At 37.6% G+C, this 16,049-nt stretch carries 13 protein-coding genes; 7 read left to right on the top strand and 6 right to left on the bottom strand.

Features of this window, described 5'->3' with window-relative positions:
• The first annotated feature begins 19 nt into the window (after positions 1-19).
• The 3 genes from infB to ABD676_RS08945 all read left to right on the top strand — a co-directional run bounded on the left by infB (position 20) and on the right by ABD676_RS08945 (position 5,832).
• On the top strand, positions 20-2,995 hold the full coding sequence (gene infB / locus ABD676_RS08955; RefSeq protein WP_344674326.1) for a translation initiation factor IF-2: 2,976 nt from the start codon (positions 20-22) through the stop codon (positions 2,993-2,995).
• A gap of 119 nt (positions 2,996-3,114) precedes the next feature.
• Positions 3,115-4,158 (top strand): 2Fe-2S iron-sulfur cluster-binding protein, encoded by a 1,044-nt coding sequence (locus tag ABD676_RS08950; RefSeq protein WP_344674325.1) that lies wholly within the window; start codon positions 3,115-3,117, stop codon positions 4,156-4,158.
• Positions 4,159-4,170: 12 nt separating this feature from the next.
• Positions 4,171-5,832, top strand: coding sequence for a PNGase F N-terminal domain-containing protein (locus tag ABD676_RS08945; RefSeq protein WP_344674324.1), 1,662 nt, complete (start codon positions 4,171-4,173; stop codon positions 5,830-5,832).
• A 32-nt stretch (positions 5,833-5,864) separates the two neighbouring features.
• Here the strand turns inward: ABD676_RS08945 and ABD676_RS08940 are convergent, their stop codons facing one another.
• From ABD676_RS08940 to ABD676_RS08920, 5 genes are all read right to left on the bottom strand, one after another.
• Positions 5,865-6,737, bottom strand: coding sequence for a DUF72 domain-containing protein (locus tag ABD676_RS08940; RefSeq protein ID WP_344674323.1), 873 nt, complete (start codon positions 6,735-6,737; stop codon positions 5,865-5,867).
• A gap of 73 nt (positions 6,738-6,810) precedes the next feature.
• A complete protein-coding gene (locus tag ABD676_RS08935; RefSeq protein WP_344674322.1) occupies positions 6,811-9,027 on the bottom strand; it encodes a S41 family peptidase in 2,217 nt (738 codons plus the stop codon).
• A gap of 170 nt (positions 9,028-9,197) precedes the next feature.
• Positions 9,198-9,638, bottom strand: coding sequence for a nuclear transport factor 2 family protein (locus ABD676_RS08930; RefSeq protein WP_344674321.1), 441 nt, complete (start codon positions 9,636-9,638; stop codon positions 9,198-9,200).
• A 296-nt stretch (positions 9,639-9,934) separates the two neighbouring features.
• Entirely contained in the window at positions 9,935-10,819 is an 885-nt protein-coding gene (gene ygiD / locus ABD676_RS08925; RefSeq protein WP_344674320.1) for a 4,5-DOPA-extradiol-dioxygenase, read from the bottom strand.
• Between the two features lie 102 nt (positions 10,820-10,921).
• Positions 10,922-11,752 (bottom strand): helix-turn-helix transcriptional regulator, encoded by an 831-nt coding sequence (locus ABD676_RS08920; protein ID WP_344674319.1) that lies wholly within the window; start codon positions 11,750-11,752, stop codon positions 10,922-10,924.
• A 126-nt stretch (positions 11,753-11,878) separates the two neighbouring features.
• On the opposite strand from ABD676_RS08920, the gene ABD676_RS08915 reads away from it, so the two are divergent.
• Positions 11,879-12,097, top strand: a complete 219-nt coding sequence (locus ABD676_RS08915; protein ID WP_344674318.1) for a hypothetical protein — start codon at positions 11,879-11,881, stop codon at positions 12,095-12,097.
• A gap of 109 nt (positions 12,098-12,206) precedes the next feature.
• Here ABD676_RS08915 and ABD676_RS18230 read toward each other — a convergent pair whose 3' ends face one another.
• Complete coding sequence (locus ABD676_RS18230) at positions 12,207-12,422, bottom strand: response regulator transcription factor (RefSeq protein ID WP_425565286.1); 216 nt, start codon at positions 12,420-12,422, stop codon at positions 12,207-12,209.
• Here ABD676_RS18230 and ABD676_RS08910 point away from each other — a divergent pair.
• From ABD676_RS08910 to ABD676_RS08900, 3 genes are all read left to right on the top strand, one after another.
• Entirely contained in the window at positions 12,401-12,652 is a 252-nt protein-coding gene (locus tag ABD676_RS08910) for a TolB-like translocation protein (RefSeq protein ID WP_344674317.1), read from the top strand. The two genes, ABD676_RS18230 and ABD676_RS08910, sit on opposite strands and share 22 nt — an antisense overlap.
• Before the next feature lie 462 nt (positions 12,653-13,114).
• Positions 13,115-14,332 carry a carboxypeptidase-like regulatory domain-containing protein gene (locus ABD676_RS08905; RefSeq protein WP_344674316.1) on the top strand — a complete coding sequence of 406 codons (1,218 nt, stop codon included), beginning with the start codon at positions 13,115-13,117 and terminating at the stop codon, positions 14,330-14,332.
• A gap of 138 nt (positions 14,333-14,470) precedes the next feature.
• Positions 14,471-15,274 carry a sulfite exporter TauE/SafE family protein gene (locus ABD676_RS08900; RefSeq protein ID WP_344674315.1) on the top strand — a complete coding sequence of 268 codons (804 nt, stop codon included), beginning with the start codon at positions 14,471-14,473 and terminating at the stop codon, positions 15,272-15,274.
• Positions 15,275-16,049 lie beyond the last annotated feature (775 nt).

Below are 16,049 nucleotides of genomic sequence, written 5' to 3'. Positions count from 1 at the left end.
CACATTTTATAGATAGTAGATGTCAGAAGGTAAAAGCATAAACTTGCTAAAAGCAGCAAAAGAACTCAACATTGGGATTGGTACGGCCGTGGAATACTTGGTGAAGAAGGGATTTGAGGTAGATTCTAAGCCAAACACAAAGCTAAGCCCAGAGATGTATGGTGTTCTTTTGAAAGAATTTCAGGGTGATAAGATTGTTAAAGACGAGGCAAAGCAAATTGTTATTGGCAAGATTCGCCGTGAAGAAGGTCCTGCAGTAGGCAACGCGACACCTGCATCTGAATCTACAGAAGAACGTGAAGGACCTACAGAAGTAAAAGAAATTCTGATTAAGAATACTTCACCTGAAAATGCGCCAGCTAAAGAAGTGGAGAAGAAAGAGGAAGAATCTCATTCTGCTCTTAAAGTAGTCGGCAAGATTGATTTAGATAGCCTAAAACGCGGATCTAAGCCTGCACCGAAAGAGGAGCCAAAGGTAGAGAAAGTTGAACCTACTCCTGTGAAAGAGCCGGTTAAAGTGAAGCAGGAAGAGAAGCCTGTCGCAAAAGTCCAAGAAGAGGTTAAAAAACCAGAACCTCCGAAAGTTCAAGAACAACCAAAAGTGGAAGTGAAAAAAGAAGAACCAGTTAAGGCGCCTGTAGTGCCTCCTGTGAAAAAAGAGGAGCCAGCAGCTAAGCCTGCAGCACCTGCAGCAGCAAAACCTGAAGGACAAGACGATGTAATTCGTGCTCGTTCAGAAACCTTAAGTGGTCCTAAAGTAGTTGGTAAAATCCAATTGCCTGTTTCTAAACCACACAAACCAGTTGCTTCTTCATCGAACAACGCAGGTAATAATGATAACAAACGTAAGCGCAAGCGTACGAATAAGCCAAATGGTCCAGTAGGTTCTGGTGATAACAACCAACAAGGTCAAAACAGACCCGATGGTGGAAACCGTCCTCCACATCAAGGTGGTGGTCAGAACCAAGGTCAAGGTGGCAATAGACACCATAAAGGTGGTAATCACCCTAATCAAAATCGTCATGGTCAAGGCGGACGTAACGATCGCCATAGAAAACCGGAGGTTGCGAAAGAGGAACCATCAGAAAAGGAAATCCAAGATCAAATTAAGGCAACTCTTGCACGCTTAAGTGGTGCTGGGAAGTCTGGTAAATTTGCACAACGTGCGAAATTACGTCGTCAAAAACGTGATGATATAGCTTTATCTGCTGAAGAAGCAGCAATGGAGCAAGAATTAATGTCAAAAGTTCTACGTGTTACAGAGTTCGTAACAGCGAATGAGTTGGCGAATTTAATGGATGTTCCGGTAACTCAGGTAATTGGTACTTGTATGAGCCTAGGTATGTTCGTGTCGATCAACCAACGTTTAGATGCGGAGACATTAGCCATCGTAGCTGATGAATTTGGTTACCAAATCGAATTCATTAAACCAGAAGATGAGGAAGTAGCTGAATTGGAAGAAGCTGATTCAGAAGCAAACTTGGTTCCTCGTGCACCTATTGTTACAGTAATGGGCCACGTTGACCACGGTAAAACTTCCTTATTGGATTATATCCGTAAAGCAAATGTAACCAAAGGTGAAGCAGGGGGTATTACTCAGCACATTGGTGCGTATGCTGTAAAATTGGAAGATGGTAAAAAATTAACGTTCTTAGATACACCGGGTCACGAAGCCTTTACAGCGATGCGTGCTCGTGGTGCTAAAGTAACCGATATTGTAATTATTGTAGTTGCAGCGGATGATGCAGTAATGCCTCAAACAAAAGAAGCAATCAACCACGCAATGGCTGCAGGTGTTCCTATTATCTTCGCCTTTACGAAGGTAGATAAGCCTGGTGCAAACCCTGACCGTATTCGTGAGCAATTATCAGCAATGAATATCTTAGTAGAAGATTGGGGTGGTAAATACCAAGCTCAAGAGATCTCTGCTAAAACTGGTGAAAATGTTGATCTTCTATTAGAGAAAGTTCTATTGGAAGCGGAGATGTTAGAATTGAAAGCAGATCCTAAGAAACGTGCTGTAGGTTCAGTTATTGAGGCTGCTTTAGATAAAGGTAGAGGTATTGTAACGACTGTTTTAGTACAGGGCGGTACATTACGTGTTGGAGATCCAATCTTAGCGGGTTCTTACTCTGGTAAAGTGAAAGCTTTAACTAATGAGCGTGGAGAACGTGTTAAAGAGGCTGGTCCATCAGTACCGGTACAGATTTTAGGTATGTCTGGTGCACCTACTGCAGGTGATAAGCTTTATGTCTTAGAATCTGAATCTGAAGCTCGTCAAGTAGCTAATAAGCGTCTTCAATTACAAAGAGAGCAAGGTATGCGTGCAACGAAACACATTACCTTGGATGAAATTGGTCGTCGTTTGGCTATTGGTAACTTTAAAGAACTTAATATCATCGTTAAAGGTGACGTGGATGGTTCTATCGAAGCATTATCTGACTCTTTATTGAAATTATCAACAGATGAGATCCAAGTGAATATCATTCACAAATCGGTGGGTGCAATTTCAGAATCCGATGTATTATTAGCATCTGCATCTGATGCGATCATCATTGGTTTCCAGGTTCGTCCTACTCAAGGAGCACGTAAGCTAGCTGAGAACGAGCAGATTGATATCCGTCTATACTCCATCATTTATGATGCGATTGAGGAAATTAAATCGGCAATGGAAGGTATGTTGGCACCGAAATTCGAAGAGAAGATTGTGGCTGAGGTTCAAATCCGTGAGACCTTTAAGATCTCTAAAGTGGGTACGATTGCAGGATGTATGGTATTGGAAGGTAAAATCAACCGTAACAATGATATCCGCTTAATCCGCGAAGGAGTAGTTATCCATACTGGTAAGTTAGCTTCCTTGAAACGTTTCAAAGATGACGTGAAAGAAGTAGCACAAGGTTACGAATGTGGTTTGAACATCGATCGTTTCAACGATATCCAAGTTGGCGATATTGTGGAAGCATTCGAGCAAGTAGAAGTAAAACGTAAGCTCTAATAGCTTAATTAAAAATAGTAATCCCGATCAGCAATTATCGGGATTTTTTATTGCTGTAAACAATAGCCTATCGTTGCTTTCTATTTGATAAAATAGGCTATAGATGCTATCTTTAACCCATGTTTAAATTCCGTGTATCCGATATTATCCATCAGCCGAATCAGAATATTTCCATTCAATTTGAAGATCTTTCTGGTGAATTTCCAGTCTATAAATCGGGACAGTTTCTAACTTTGAATTTCCAATTTGGGGATCGTGAGGTTCGTCGTTCCTATTCATTCAGTAGTTCACCGGTTTTGGATGAACCTTATGAGATTACCGTCAAGCGTGTTGATAATGGGGAGATATCGCGTTTATTACACCATAAAACAAAGGTAGGAGATACCATTGAAGTGATGGAACCTCAAGGTTTATTTACTTATGAGCCTTCGGAAAGCAATCATCAAACGATATTTCTTTTTGGAGCTGGAGTTGGGATTACGCCTTTGTTTTCTATTCTTAAAACAGCATTAACTGCGGAGAGCAATAGCAAGGTTGTCTTAGTCTATAGCAACAGTTCTAAGGAACAAACCATATTCTATGAGGAATTGTTGGAATGGCAAGCTAAATATCCTAATCGATTACATATAGAATTCATTTGGTCTAATGTGAAGAATCTTCTTAAAGCAAGATTGAACCGTGAGTATATCTATGAGTTGGTTAAATCGCATCTAAAAGATGGAGAGTCGGCAGTATTCTATATGTGCGGTCCATTATTCTATATGGATTTGGTTCGTTTTACGCTATTGGGTATGGGCTTTCCAGATGAAGATATTAAAAAGGAAACTTTCCATTTCCCTGAAGAGGAAGAGGACGATGATGAGAAGGATGAAGAGCCTGTGGATATGAGTAGCTATGAAGTTAATCTTCGCTTCCAAGGACAAGATTATCCATTAACCATTCCATATAATAAAACTATTTTAGATGTCGGATTGGAACATAAAATAAAATTACCCTACTCCTGTAAATCTGGAATGTGCAGTACCTGTATTTCTCAAGTAACTGAAGGTTCTGTCCGTATGGACTATAATGAAGTATTGACCGATACAGAAGTTGCAAACGGTCGTTGTTTGATCTGTACTTCGCATCCTTTGGAAAATGGGACAACCATTGAAGTGTATTAACCAATTGAATAGATGAAAAGAGCCTTATTATTACTGCCTGTTTTGCTGCTATGTTTTGCGGTATCAGCACAAGAAACCTATAAAATAACCTATCATTACTTTCGGGAAGGAGCAATGATCAAACAGGATCCGGTAGTGGTATTTGCGCAAAAGGGATCATCTATAAACAGCAAACTATCGCAGATATCAGGACAAACCCGATATCCAGCGGAAATGTCTCAATATGATTATGCAAAAAATACGGTTACCCGTTATACTTTGTTAACAGCTAATCAGGTGATTTCCATGAAAGATACTACTTCCCTTAAGCGATACAGCTATGAGAAGCTTCCTGATCAAGGAAATATGTTGGGGTATAAAACGTTTAAAGCAAAGACTTCATTGAATTCCAATAGCATAGAGATCATTTATACGACTGACTTAGGAATACAGGCTGCACCAAATGATGTTGGGCAAGCTTTTGGCTTAGTATTAGAATACAAGGTAAATGGAAACTCCGGATTAAGAGCAGCCAGCATAGAAAAATTGAAGAGCTTGCCCGTAGAGGCACAATTACCAAAGAATAGTGTTTTACAGGATGAATTGTCCTATAAGGACATCATCTGGAAGCGTAAATTTATACAGATCCCTATTTTCCAAAACCAACAGATTTGCTTTCAACCTGGGATTGCATCTGATTCCATTATGCGTTTTGCTGAAGGAACAGTGATTCTAAAGAAAGTGAAGATACCTTACGTTTCGTTAAATAGCCAAGCTTTCATTGAGTTAGTTCAGACCTCCAATGGCGATGCCTATGACCGTACTGGCTCTGTATTCCTGATTGCTGAGGATCAGAAACAAAGTTTCTTAGATGGGATGAAAGATAGTGTGAATGTTCTACCCAAGTATTTGGATGGTAATGGGCAGGCATTCCCGGGTATGATTCGTACGGAAGGCTTTTCTCCGGTTTATGAACTCATGCGATTCTTTACGCCATTTGGTGTAAAACACTTTAATGATCGCGTGAAATTAAAGGGAAAAACTTGGCAAGACAGTGCGATGTATAGACAAGAAATCTCTGAATTTCTACCTGAATTAGCCGGCAAGGAAGTCTATATCGGAACTTATATTGGTAATTACGATAAAGGAGGGCACAAGGTAAGCTTGGAATTAACTATACATCCTGGAAGGTCGATTTACCCTGAAGGTACCAAGGTGATGTCATTATTCAATACCACTAATATCTTGGAAATGGCAGGTCAGGAATACCCAACCATGTATGGACATGAGAAAGGATTAGAATTTGAATTTATTGTCCCTGCCGATATGAAGAATGTGAAGTTACGTTACATCAGTACAGGACATGGTGGTTGGGGCAATGGAGATGAATTTAACCCTAAACCTAATACCATATTTCTTGATGGAAATAAGGTTATTCAATTTACCCCTTGGCGTATAGACTGCGGTAGTTATCGACTATACAATCCAGTGAGTGGGAATTTTGAGAATGGTTTATCATCCTCTGACCTTAGTCGATCAAACTGGTGCCCAGGCACGATTACCAATCCTGTGTATATTGATCTTGGCGATTTAAAGGCTGGGAAGCATATAATCAAGATTCACATCCCTCAGGGAGCTGCTGAAGGCACTAGTAAAAGCTTCTGGAATACCAGCGGTACTTTAGTCTATCAGTAAGCGAAACATATTCTTCACAAAGGCTCCATCATTTATGGAGCCTTTGTTGCGATTGGTAATTTTGTACCTAATATTTCATTTAATTCCTCCACAAACGCGCTTGATAAAAAACTAGTTTCCGCATCTACTTTTTGATGAATAAAAAAGTAAGCTTCTTGTAATCCGGCTTCTTTCCAATTCTTTAAGCGCTGTGTCCAATCATTAAGACGTTGTCGATCTATTGACGGATTACTGGATACAAAGCGGATAAAAGCAGTAGGAGAGGTCAATTGCATCTTCAACAAGTCTCGTCTACCAGGTGTATCCACTATAATTCCGGTTTTATGGGTATCTCTTAGTATTTGATGCAACTCTTGTAAGATTTGCTGATCGGCAAACCATTCCTCATGTCTGACCTCCACAGCTAAAGGATAGCCTTTGGGGAATCTGGTTAAGAAATCTGCCAGACGATCGATATTTTTAGGCTTAAAGTTTTCTGGCATTTGTAAGAATGCCATTCCAAGCTTCTCTTCAAAGAATACCGTCGCATCAACAAAAGCCATTACCTTTTCATCAGTATTGATTAATCTGGAATAATGAGATATGGAATTGGTGATTTTTGGACAGAATTTAAAGTCAGCTACGGTTCTATCTTTCCATAGGATGACCTGATCTTTATTGGGCATTCGATAGAATGGACCATTGAATTCTAAGGCATTGAATTGTTCTGAATAGGCATGCATGGCATCTTTAGTCCCCCTAGGATAGAAACCCTTTAGGTCTGCTTTAGACCATTTTGGATAGCCAACATATAGCTGAAAAGGCTCATCAGATTTATACTTCTCTAAAAAACGCAGTTCTTTCTCGTTTATATCCGGTAATTGAAAATCAATTACCGAAGGGTCATCCACTCTTCCAAACTTCATTTGCGTATAGTTATGTTTAATAGTCTATGTGCAAATTACTGTTATTTTTAATGAAACAGAGAAATTGCAGGTGTCATTTTGACCTGTGCGGTACAATTCCCTTACCTGAAGCTATAATTTCCAATGCTTTCAAAATGTAGGGGTCACGCTGATGAATCACATCATCTAAGGTGTAGTCCACTTCAATATCTGGGGAAATTCCGTTTAAGTGATGTGTAGAACCATCAGAATTCTTAACCATTACACCCGAAAAAGTGGGAGTTATATTGCCAGGTAGGTTCATGATGTTTATTTCTCCATTTGCACCAGCAGTATGTTTACCAATTAAGGTTCCGATTTTCCAATATTTAATAATATCTAAAAATGTTTCAGGGGCACTTTGGGTTGCTTCGGCAATTAAGAAATAGAATTTAGCCTTTGGATGTTGGTTTTCAGGAATGGTTACCTGAGGACCTTCCGTAAACCATTTGGTTTTAGGGGAAAGTATTTGTAATGAAGACATATTGTTTTGAACCACTGTATCGGTGATTAATTTTCGGATCAATCCCTTTTGTTCACTATCTAGCGTAAGGTATCCGCGGACATCAAAGATGATATGTTTGGTTGGATCATTGATAAAATTCAACAGGGTGTCCGTTAAGGGGTTTTCAGAAAGATTGAAATAGTAAGTGCTATCGTTCAACATGCGGTTGTCTTGTCTATCTAATAAGGCTGTATACAAAGCATATCGTTGATGTTTATAGTTTCGGATTGTCTGAATTTCTTGAATCTTTTTACTTTTATAATCGATGACCTTAAAGTTCACTATGGAATTTTCCGGTCCACTAAACAATCCGAATACACCAGCTCTATTGATGATATTTGCTTCCGACCCTGTAGCATAGAATTGTTGTTTTTTCCAGATTTCCTTGATCGATTTACCTTCAATTTCATGAAGCTTATCACCAATCTGCAATTTATTTTTTAAGGAATCATCATGTATTCTTTTGATATAAAAACCATCATTAAGGTATATTAATGTTATTGGTGCTGTAAATTCTCGTTCTTTTCTAAAAGATTCATTGTGATAAAAGATATGTGCATCTTGGTAGGCATGCATCATTTTATTCAGTGCGAAATCATAATCCTCCAATGTTTTGCCATCTAAAACGTCTTTTAAAGTATTCCTTAGGAGCGCTAAGTCTTGTTCCTCATCAAACGGATGGTAAACATAGGCTATGTGAAACGCCGTCCAAATACTCATAACATTTGCTAATCGAACATCCAAATCCTCTTGTTGTTTTAGATCAAAGTATGAAAGACCATTGTTTCTCTTGTAGGGGTAGCTTGTGTAAGAATGCGTAGAAACTGGATAAGTTGTTTGTTCATCAGCATAAACCGCCAACGGAAAGCTTGCTTCTATGTGTTTACTTAATTTCATGTTTAAGGTGTCCCCAATCTTATTCTCTTCCAGAAAAAGCTTAGGATCATTTTCCATTATACGTAAGACCAGATCATTTTTATAATTGGATGTTTGCAGATCCGTTAATTCCTCTATGGAAAATGCTTGCCCATCAATTTTTATTTCGTTTGTCGAATTTACAGTTAAATGCCCAATATCATCTGTTATCCCAAATTTGATCGCAAATACTTGCGCATCCTTAGGTAAGCTGTCTTGAATAATAAAAATAGAATCGGATGGATTCAAATTGAATGACTGCCTTAAATCCGCTTTTACAAATGACTTAATATTTCGGTTTTTCTCTGTTTTAAAGGAGAATTTAAGCGTAAATGGTTTTCCTTCTTTCCCTTCCGGTACCTTTATGCTCATTAAGGTAAAATAGTTCAAATACATATCAGCTCCTAGACTTCGGCGATTAGTCCGGTAACTTCTAAAAGGACGATTTGTCCCAGAATATAATTCCAATCCTCTATGTTGTCTGCCAACTACCAGATCTTTAACGACAAGACTCGGAGCAGAAGTGAGAATTGTTTGGTCGTATTTGACACTTAAGGATGGCTCTAAGGGTTTGAATATCTTAATGAGTGAATCAGCCAGCACGCGCTCATTCTTTGCCTCACGGGCTATTTTTGTGCCCTCTCGCATAATATTCTCCCATCCAGCAGATAGATTCATGCTGTCCACTAAATCCGTAGGGGAGAAGTACCGAATATTTCCTGATAACAAAGCAAAGGCCATCAACCTATCTAATTTATCCTCTTGCTGATTTTGAGCCTTTGATATAAAAGGTATCAATGGGGTTGTAAAAAATACGATGTAGACTAGGAGTCTTAAATTAGGCCGATTCATATTCAGGAAATTAACTGTTATAATCTGGCTGCAAAATGAATAAATAATTGTGAGGTTCAAAACCACCGTTCAATATTTAAATGTTTTTAACAAGTTCAGAACGAAACAAACAAAATAAGGCAGCCCTCTCGGACTGCCTTATACTTTGATAAATTATATATATGATTGAATTAATATTTTACGGGGTAGGTCACAACGACATTGCTTATTTTCCAGCCATCTTTACTGTTGCAAAGAGTCACATAATCGTGTCTTTGGAAGGTATCGAAGGTGGTGGTGATTCGTACAATACTGCAGTCCTCATTCTTTTCTACGAATTGATATTCGCTTTGAGAGTCGATTTTCACACCTTTCAAAGATTTCAGGTGTTTGATTAAAGCACGTCTTTTGATGGTTTCCGTACTGCGATTGTTTGGAGTAGAATAGTAGAAGTCTTCACTGAATAGGTAGTCTACCAATTCTGTGTTTCCATTTAAACTAGCATCGATATAATGATCAATGATGGTTTCTACTTTCAAGAATTTTACCGGAGCATTTTTTTCGTTTGCAAAAAGTGCTGTTGACAAAAATGTCATTACGGTGGTTACGATTAGAGCGATTAGCGTTTTCATATCTTTTCAATTTTTTTGTGGTTATATTTCCTAATTGTTTGATTCAAAGGTATATTGAAAACAAAGGCGCAAACAGTCTCTTTAGGCGTAAGAGCCGGTAAATTCGGTGAATGACTGAAAAAAATCGGTGAAAATATTTCGACAAAAGAAAGTCTCGGTGAAATCCTTTTACGTTATATTTTATTAATATGAAATGAGGTTAAAGTTAATGAGAAGAAGCTAATCGGGACGAGGAATCTGTCCTCGTCCCGAAAAATTGATAACAATCTATAGGCTGTATGAAAGTCGTTTTGGCATTAGCCAATTTTAAATGATGTCATGGTTAATGCTCCTGCTACAGCAGCATCGTTGAAAATCTGCAATTCCTCTTTTTCTTCCTGTAAAGCTAATGCATAGATCATAGGCAAATAATGCTCAGGTGTAGGGATGGCCAATTCAAATTCTCGACCTTGTTTATGAAACTCAATCAATGGCTTGTGATTTCCTGAACGGATATATCCTTTCATCATCTCGTTTGCTTCGATAGCCCAATCATAGCCATAACCCACGGTATTTAAATTTTGCCAGGATACCATTCTCAAATTGTGAACATTATTCCCAGATCCAATAATAAGTACCCCTTTGTTTCTTAATGTTGCCAATTCTTTTGCCAGTGCGTAGTGTTCTGAAGCAGGCATGGTATAGTCGATGCTCATTTGAATAATAGGCACATCCGCATTTGGGTATAGGTGTTTTACGACTGACCAAGAACCATGGTCAAGGCCCCATTTCTCATCCAAGTGCACATCATTACTGGATACGATCTTCTGAACGGCATCAGCTAACTCTGGTGATCCAGGTGCAGGATACTGTACATCAAATAATGCTTGTGGAAATCCGCCAAAATCATGGATGGTTACTGGGTTCTCCATGGCAGTCACATAAGTACCACGAGTTTCCCAATGCGCTGAGATCACTAAAATAGCAGTGGGTTTCTCTATTTCATAGCTAATTTTTTTAAAGCCTTGAACAAACTCATTATCCTCAATAGCATTCATGGGACTTCCATGACCAAGAAAAAGCACGGGCATTTTTGGACTATTATTTAACCCATCAATAAATTTATTTAAACTATTCAGCTTCGCAGCTATTCCTGTTAAAGGTAAGCTTGCTGCAGCTGCTAAGAATTGTTTTCTATTCATATCATCCATCTTCTAGATCCTTTCTGTTTGTAAATTATACATACAAAGGTCCTAAAAGTAAGGATGTAGGTGGTATGAAGATTTGGAAAAAAGATATGGAAATTAGGAAATTAGCTTTTTCATGGCATCCCGAAACTCCGTAGGTGTTTGACCAGATTTCTTTTTAAAAACACTAGTAAAGTAAGCCTTATCGGTATAACCAATCTCAAAACCTATTTCTGAAACGGTCTTATTGGTTGTCATTAACAAGTTTTTTGCTTCAATTAATTTGCGTGTTTCGATGATTTCCGAAACAGTTTGCTGAAGGATATGTTGAGTTACCGAATTTAAATTTCGGGCACTCATGAACAGTTTTTCGGCATAATATTGAACCCCTTCAGGTCTTCGATAATTCTCTTCCAGTATTCTCAGGAAATTCTTAAAGGTGATATCTTGATTTTTATAAAGCTGCAGGTTCTCGGGATTCTGCTGATAGCGCTCTGCATCAATCATAATAAATAAGCTGCTTAGTAACTCCCGGACTATGGCAAGCTCTGGCTTTTCCTGTTGCATCTCATCGGATATCAATTCACAAATGGTCAACAAGCGATTAAAACATCGGCCTTTTTGAAACTGAAGATTGGCGTTTTCATGATAACTGCCATACAAATGAAAAGTGGTCTCCGCAATAAATTCAGAGCGAAAGCGTAATACCCAATATTTGCATGCACCATCTTTTAGTAAAGGAACTACACGGTGAAACTTCCCACGACTCACGAAACAGACAAATGGAGACTCATAAACATGGGTTTTATAGTCAATAAAATGCTCTATGGCACCTTCAACTCCAATAATTAACTCTTCAAATTCATGTTGATGAGCCTCATTGGTAGCATTCTGTATGCGCAATGCTTCTTCCTCATCAAGCTGATAAATTTTAAATAGCGTGTTCATACCTTAAAGCTAGTGTTAAAGAGTATCCTTTCTATAAATATACTAATTCGTAATTTGCTTTTTTACGATAATATCAAACCTTTTGGTATTTCCCTTGTTCAGCTATTAAGAACAACAAGTCAACATATGAATTTTAAGAAATCCATTATCAGTAGCTTATTTGCCTTTGGTCTAATATTCTTAGTGAGTTGTAATCAAGAAAAGAAACAGGAAGATGTAGGTGAAGATTTGACCCCGGTAGAAGGAAATGATCCGACCAGGTATAATATTAATGCTCCTGACGAAAATTTAATCAATATGGACTCCACCAATATGGACTCCACCAATATTGATTCCGCCCAGTAAAAAATCATTCTTTTATATTTTTGTTAGTCTGAAAAGCCTGAATGTATTAAGCCATTCGGGCTTTTTCAATTTTAAGTGATCAACCAGTATCAACTTTATAATTGAGCGTTTAGTCCAATAGATTTAAATCCTTAACCTTCTGCAATAGATTAACAGTTTTATTCACCTTGAACTTTTGAAGGAGGTTTCTCCGATGTACATCCACGGTTAAGGGACTCACGAACATTAATTCAGCGATTTGAACTGAACTTAGTCCTTTTGAAAGATAATTAAAAACTTCCTTTTCTCGCCCTCTATTGCCGGATGGGTAATTCTGTTTATGTATGTTCGCATAATGATGGTTACCAATCTATAAAAAACGTGTTGACCATGAAAGGTATTGGTTATCTCACGGTTAATCCACAAGGCACCAAGTTTGCCTTTCGAAAGAATAAACATATTTGGATATGTGATATCGATGGTAGTAACTTACAGCAGATTACTACAGGATACACTTCTGATATCATCAGTTATGATGGTGAAAGTAGCCCTTTTCTCCCGATGGTAAATATATAGCCTTTTCTGGTTCCACACGTAATGGTACGCCTTGGTCAGACCACGACTATGCTGATGGCTCTTGGGTAGCATCTGTAGGGGGTAAGTATGGTTATATAATCATTGTGCCTGCTGATGGAAAATTATATGACTTAGATCAGAAGGATGGTGGTTCTATATTCCTGAAAAAACCTGACCAGGACTATACAGGTATTCCAACTAGTGGGAGATTAATTTGGCGCTAGAAGATAGTTTATAATTCCTTTGCATTCGAAATACTGCCTATATGGATTTAGAATTCCAAAATAATTCTTTATCCATTAGGACAGTATTTTTTTGAGAATGTAAAAATTCCTTCTTACTTAAATCTAATTCTGGAAATATTTCATATTACTTTGATTGATATGTTACGACCAAGCATTTTTTAAGGATAAGTGAAATTATTGGTCTACAATTACCTATATTTACGAAAAAATAGTAGATATGTTTAAAGCTATTCTTTCTAGTCTGTTTCTGCTCCTGGTATTTCAGCTACAGGCACAACATCTTGTGCAAGGAAGGGTTTATAATGCAAAAACAAAAGAGGCAGTCGCAGGGGCGACAGTTTATATCAACAATTCATCCATTGGAACCAGTACGGATAAATCAGGTGCATTCAAGCTGTCTATTTCCCAATCTTCGGTCTACGAATTGGTGGTGTCGGCTATGGGCTATCATGGATCGTCTACTCAAGTGAAAATACCAGATACAAAATCCATTGATATCGCAATTCAGGAAAAATCGACAGAAATAGAAGAGGTTGTGATCACAGGGATAGTAAAAGACGGTTGGAAAAAATGGGGTAAATACTTCACAGAAACACTTATTGGTATAGGATATAATGCCGAAAAAACTAAAATTCTCAATCCTGAGGTTATCCGATTTCAATATGAAGATAAGGCAAGAATACTTCGTGCATATGCAATAGAACCCATCAAAATTTCAAATGACGCATTAGGTTATGAGATCGAATATGATCTTCAGGAATTTCGATCAGCTTTCGCTGATAATTACATCTATTTTGCAGGTTATGCTTATTTTAAAGATAAGGGAAAAGGACGTTCAAAATATAAAAATACACGAAGAGATACTTATGAATTGTCTTTGGCCAAGTTCTTACAAAGTGCCTATTTAAATACCTGGGAAAAAGAAGGCTATGTAGTACGGAAAATGGTAAAGAAAGAAAATGAAACCCGTAAAGTCGCTATTGCTAAGTTAAAAGAAGTAACAGGCATTGTGGTAAAATCTTTCCAAGGTAACTGGAATGCGTACTATGCTTCCCAAAAAGAAATTCTTCCTACCCATGTTCAAGCATGGCGAACACAAAGTAGGGAAGCACCTGAGATTGCTTATTTAATGGGCACCCTAACTCCCGCAGAACTATTTAATAAGGAACCGAGAAAGGATAAATTCAAACAATTGCAGTTCCAGGATTTTCTGTATATCATTTATCCTTCACGCCTTGCCAAGAGTAAAAATAAAATGTTGAAGGCGGCAGCTAGCCAGGTTACTGAATTAACACTTACTCACCCTAATGGTATCATGGTTGATCCTTCAGGTGCCTATTTTCCAACAGAAAACCTCTTGCTGATAGGTTACGGAGTTAATTATTCCAGACTCGCTTTCCTGCTTCCCTTAGATTATGTCCCCCCGATAAAATAAAATATATCAGATTTAGTATTGCACATCATCAACCCTAATTCCTCAATTTCATGTTCTCTGATTCTTAATAATTCCTCTTTTTTGTTTAGCTTTAACAGAGATCGGCACTAATAATCGCCATTCAAGCGACAATAAATTATGAGCATATTAATCATTGGCTTTTTACTGGCTGTAATCGTTGGAATAACGCTTGGGATGATTGGGAGTGGCGGAACAATCTTAACTGTTCCTATCTTGGTCTATGTCATGGCTGTCGATCCCATTTTAGCAACCACCTATTCATTATTTGCTATTGGTGTCACATCTTTGATCGGGGGAATTCGAGGAATTGTCAATAAGGAAGCAGATATCAAGAAAGTCTTTAGTTTTGGATTGCCTTCTTTGATTGTGGTTTTTATTACCCGATCTTATATTCTTCCCTTAGTTCCTGAAGTAATCCTTATTGGACCTTGGTCTATTCAGCAACAGGTAGCTTTAATGTTGCTGTTTGCTTTAGTGATGTTGGCCTCCTCAATAAGCATGATACGTACCGCACAAATTGGCTTAGAAACCCCTAAAACAGCACATCGTGTTCCTTTAGAATTGATTGTTCTACAAGGTGCATTGGTCGGACTGATCACCGGATTGGTAGGGGCAGGAGGAGGATTTTTGATCATTCCAGCCTTAGTGAATTTCTACTTCCTACCGATGAAAAAGGCGGTAGCAACCTCTCTTATCATCATCACTATAAACTCCTGTTTTGGCTTATTAGGTGATTTGGAAAAAATTCAATTATTCGATTGGAATTTGATCAGCATGTATACAGCAGGAACTGTAATTGGAATTTTTATAGGATTTGCCTTTGCGAATCGTGTAAGCAATAAATTCCTAAAAGTAGCTTTTGGCTATGTCCTATTGGTTATTGGTGTTTATATTCTATTGAAAGAACTGTTTCTATCTTAACAGTAACTTCAATTCACCTTACAATTTAACCTTCCTCATTTTTTTTTGGAACTTCTGTTTTCGAGAGGATTGTTGCCGGATATGGCTCGTTTTAAATTAGTTACAGATAATTAATAGGACGTACAATCCCTCTCTACTCACAGTTTTTAAGCTAGACTATACCAACGACATATAATCTATATACATGGACTCTTTAATATTTTATATGGCCAGCTAATTAAACTGACCAGCGAATTTTATTCTTTATTTTCTTATCAGTTTTGTTGTTTTTTTCTAAACTTTCTGATGTTTTTTTCATTACTAATTCCAGTCATTTCAACTATTTGATAAATTTATTGTTGTAAAATTAAATAAAAATATTCACAATAATAACATAAAATTAAAAAAATCGTTTTAAAATATAATTTATTGTCCGTTATATGCTTTTGAAATAGTTTTTCATGTGACTTCATTTAGAAATTTCGAATAAATTGTTGTAAATTATGATTACAAGAAATAAAGTTAATCTATCGTGACTTTTTTTTTGTTTTACTAGTCAGTTTTGTTTCTTTTTTCACATGTATTTCCCGAGTGTTTCCTTAGGGTTTTCTTTGGTACTCTTTCGGATCTCCTTCGGAACTTGTTCGGATCTCCTTCGGATCTCGTTCGGTTAGAAGCGAACGAGATCCGAAGGAGATCCCTATCAAATCCTAAGAAATTCCCTAAGTGTATGTCCGTTCCTGAAAATGGTTTACAAAATCCGAACAATTAAAACGTAAATTTAACGACATGAGTA

The sequence above is a fragment of the Sphingobacterium kyonggiense genome (assembly GCF_039536825.1).
GTDB lineage: Bacteria > Bacteroidota > Bacteroidia > Sphingobacteriales > Sphingobacteriaceae > Sphingobacterium > Sphingobacterium kyonggiense.
This window is presented reverse-complemented; position numbering and strand designations above follow the sequence as displayed.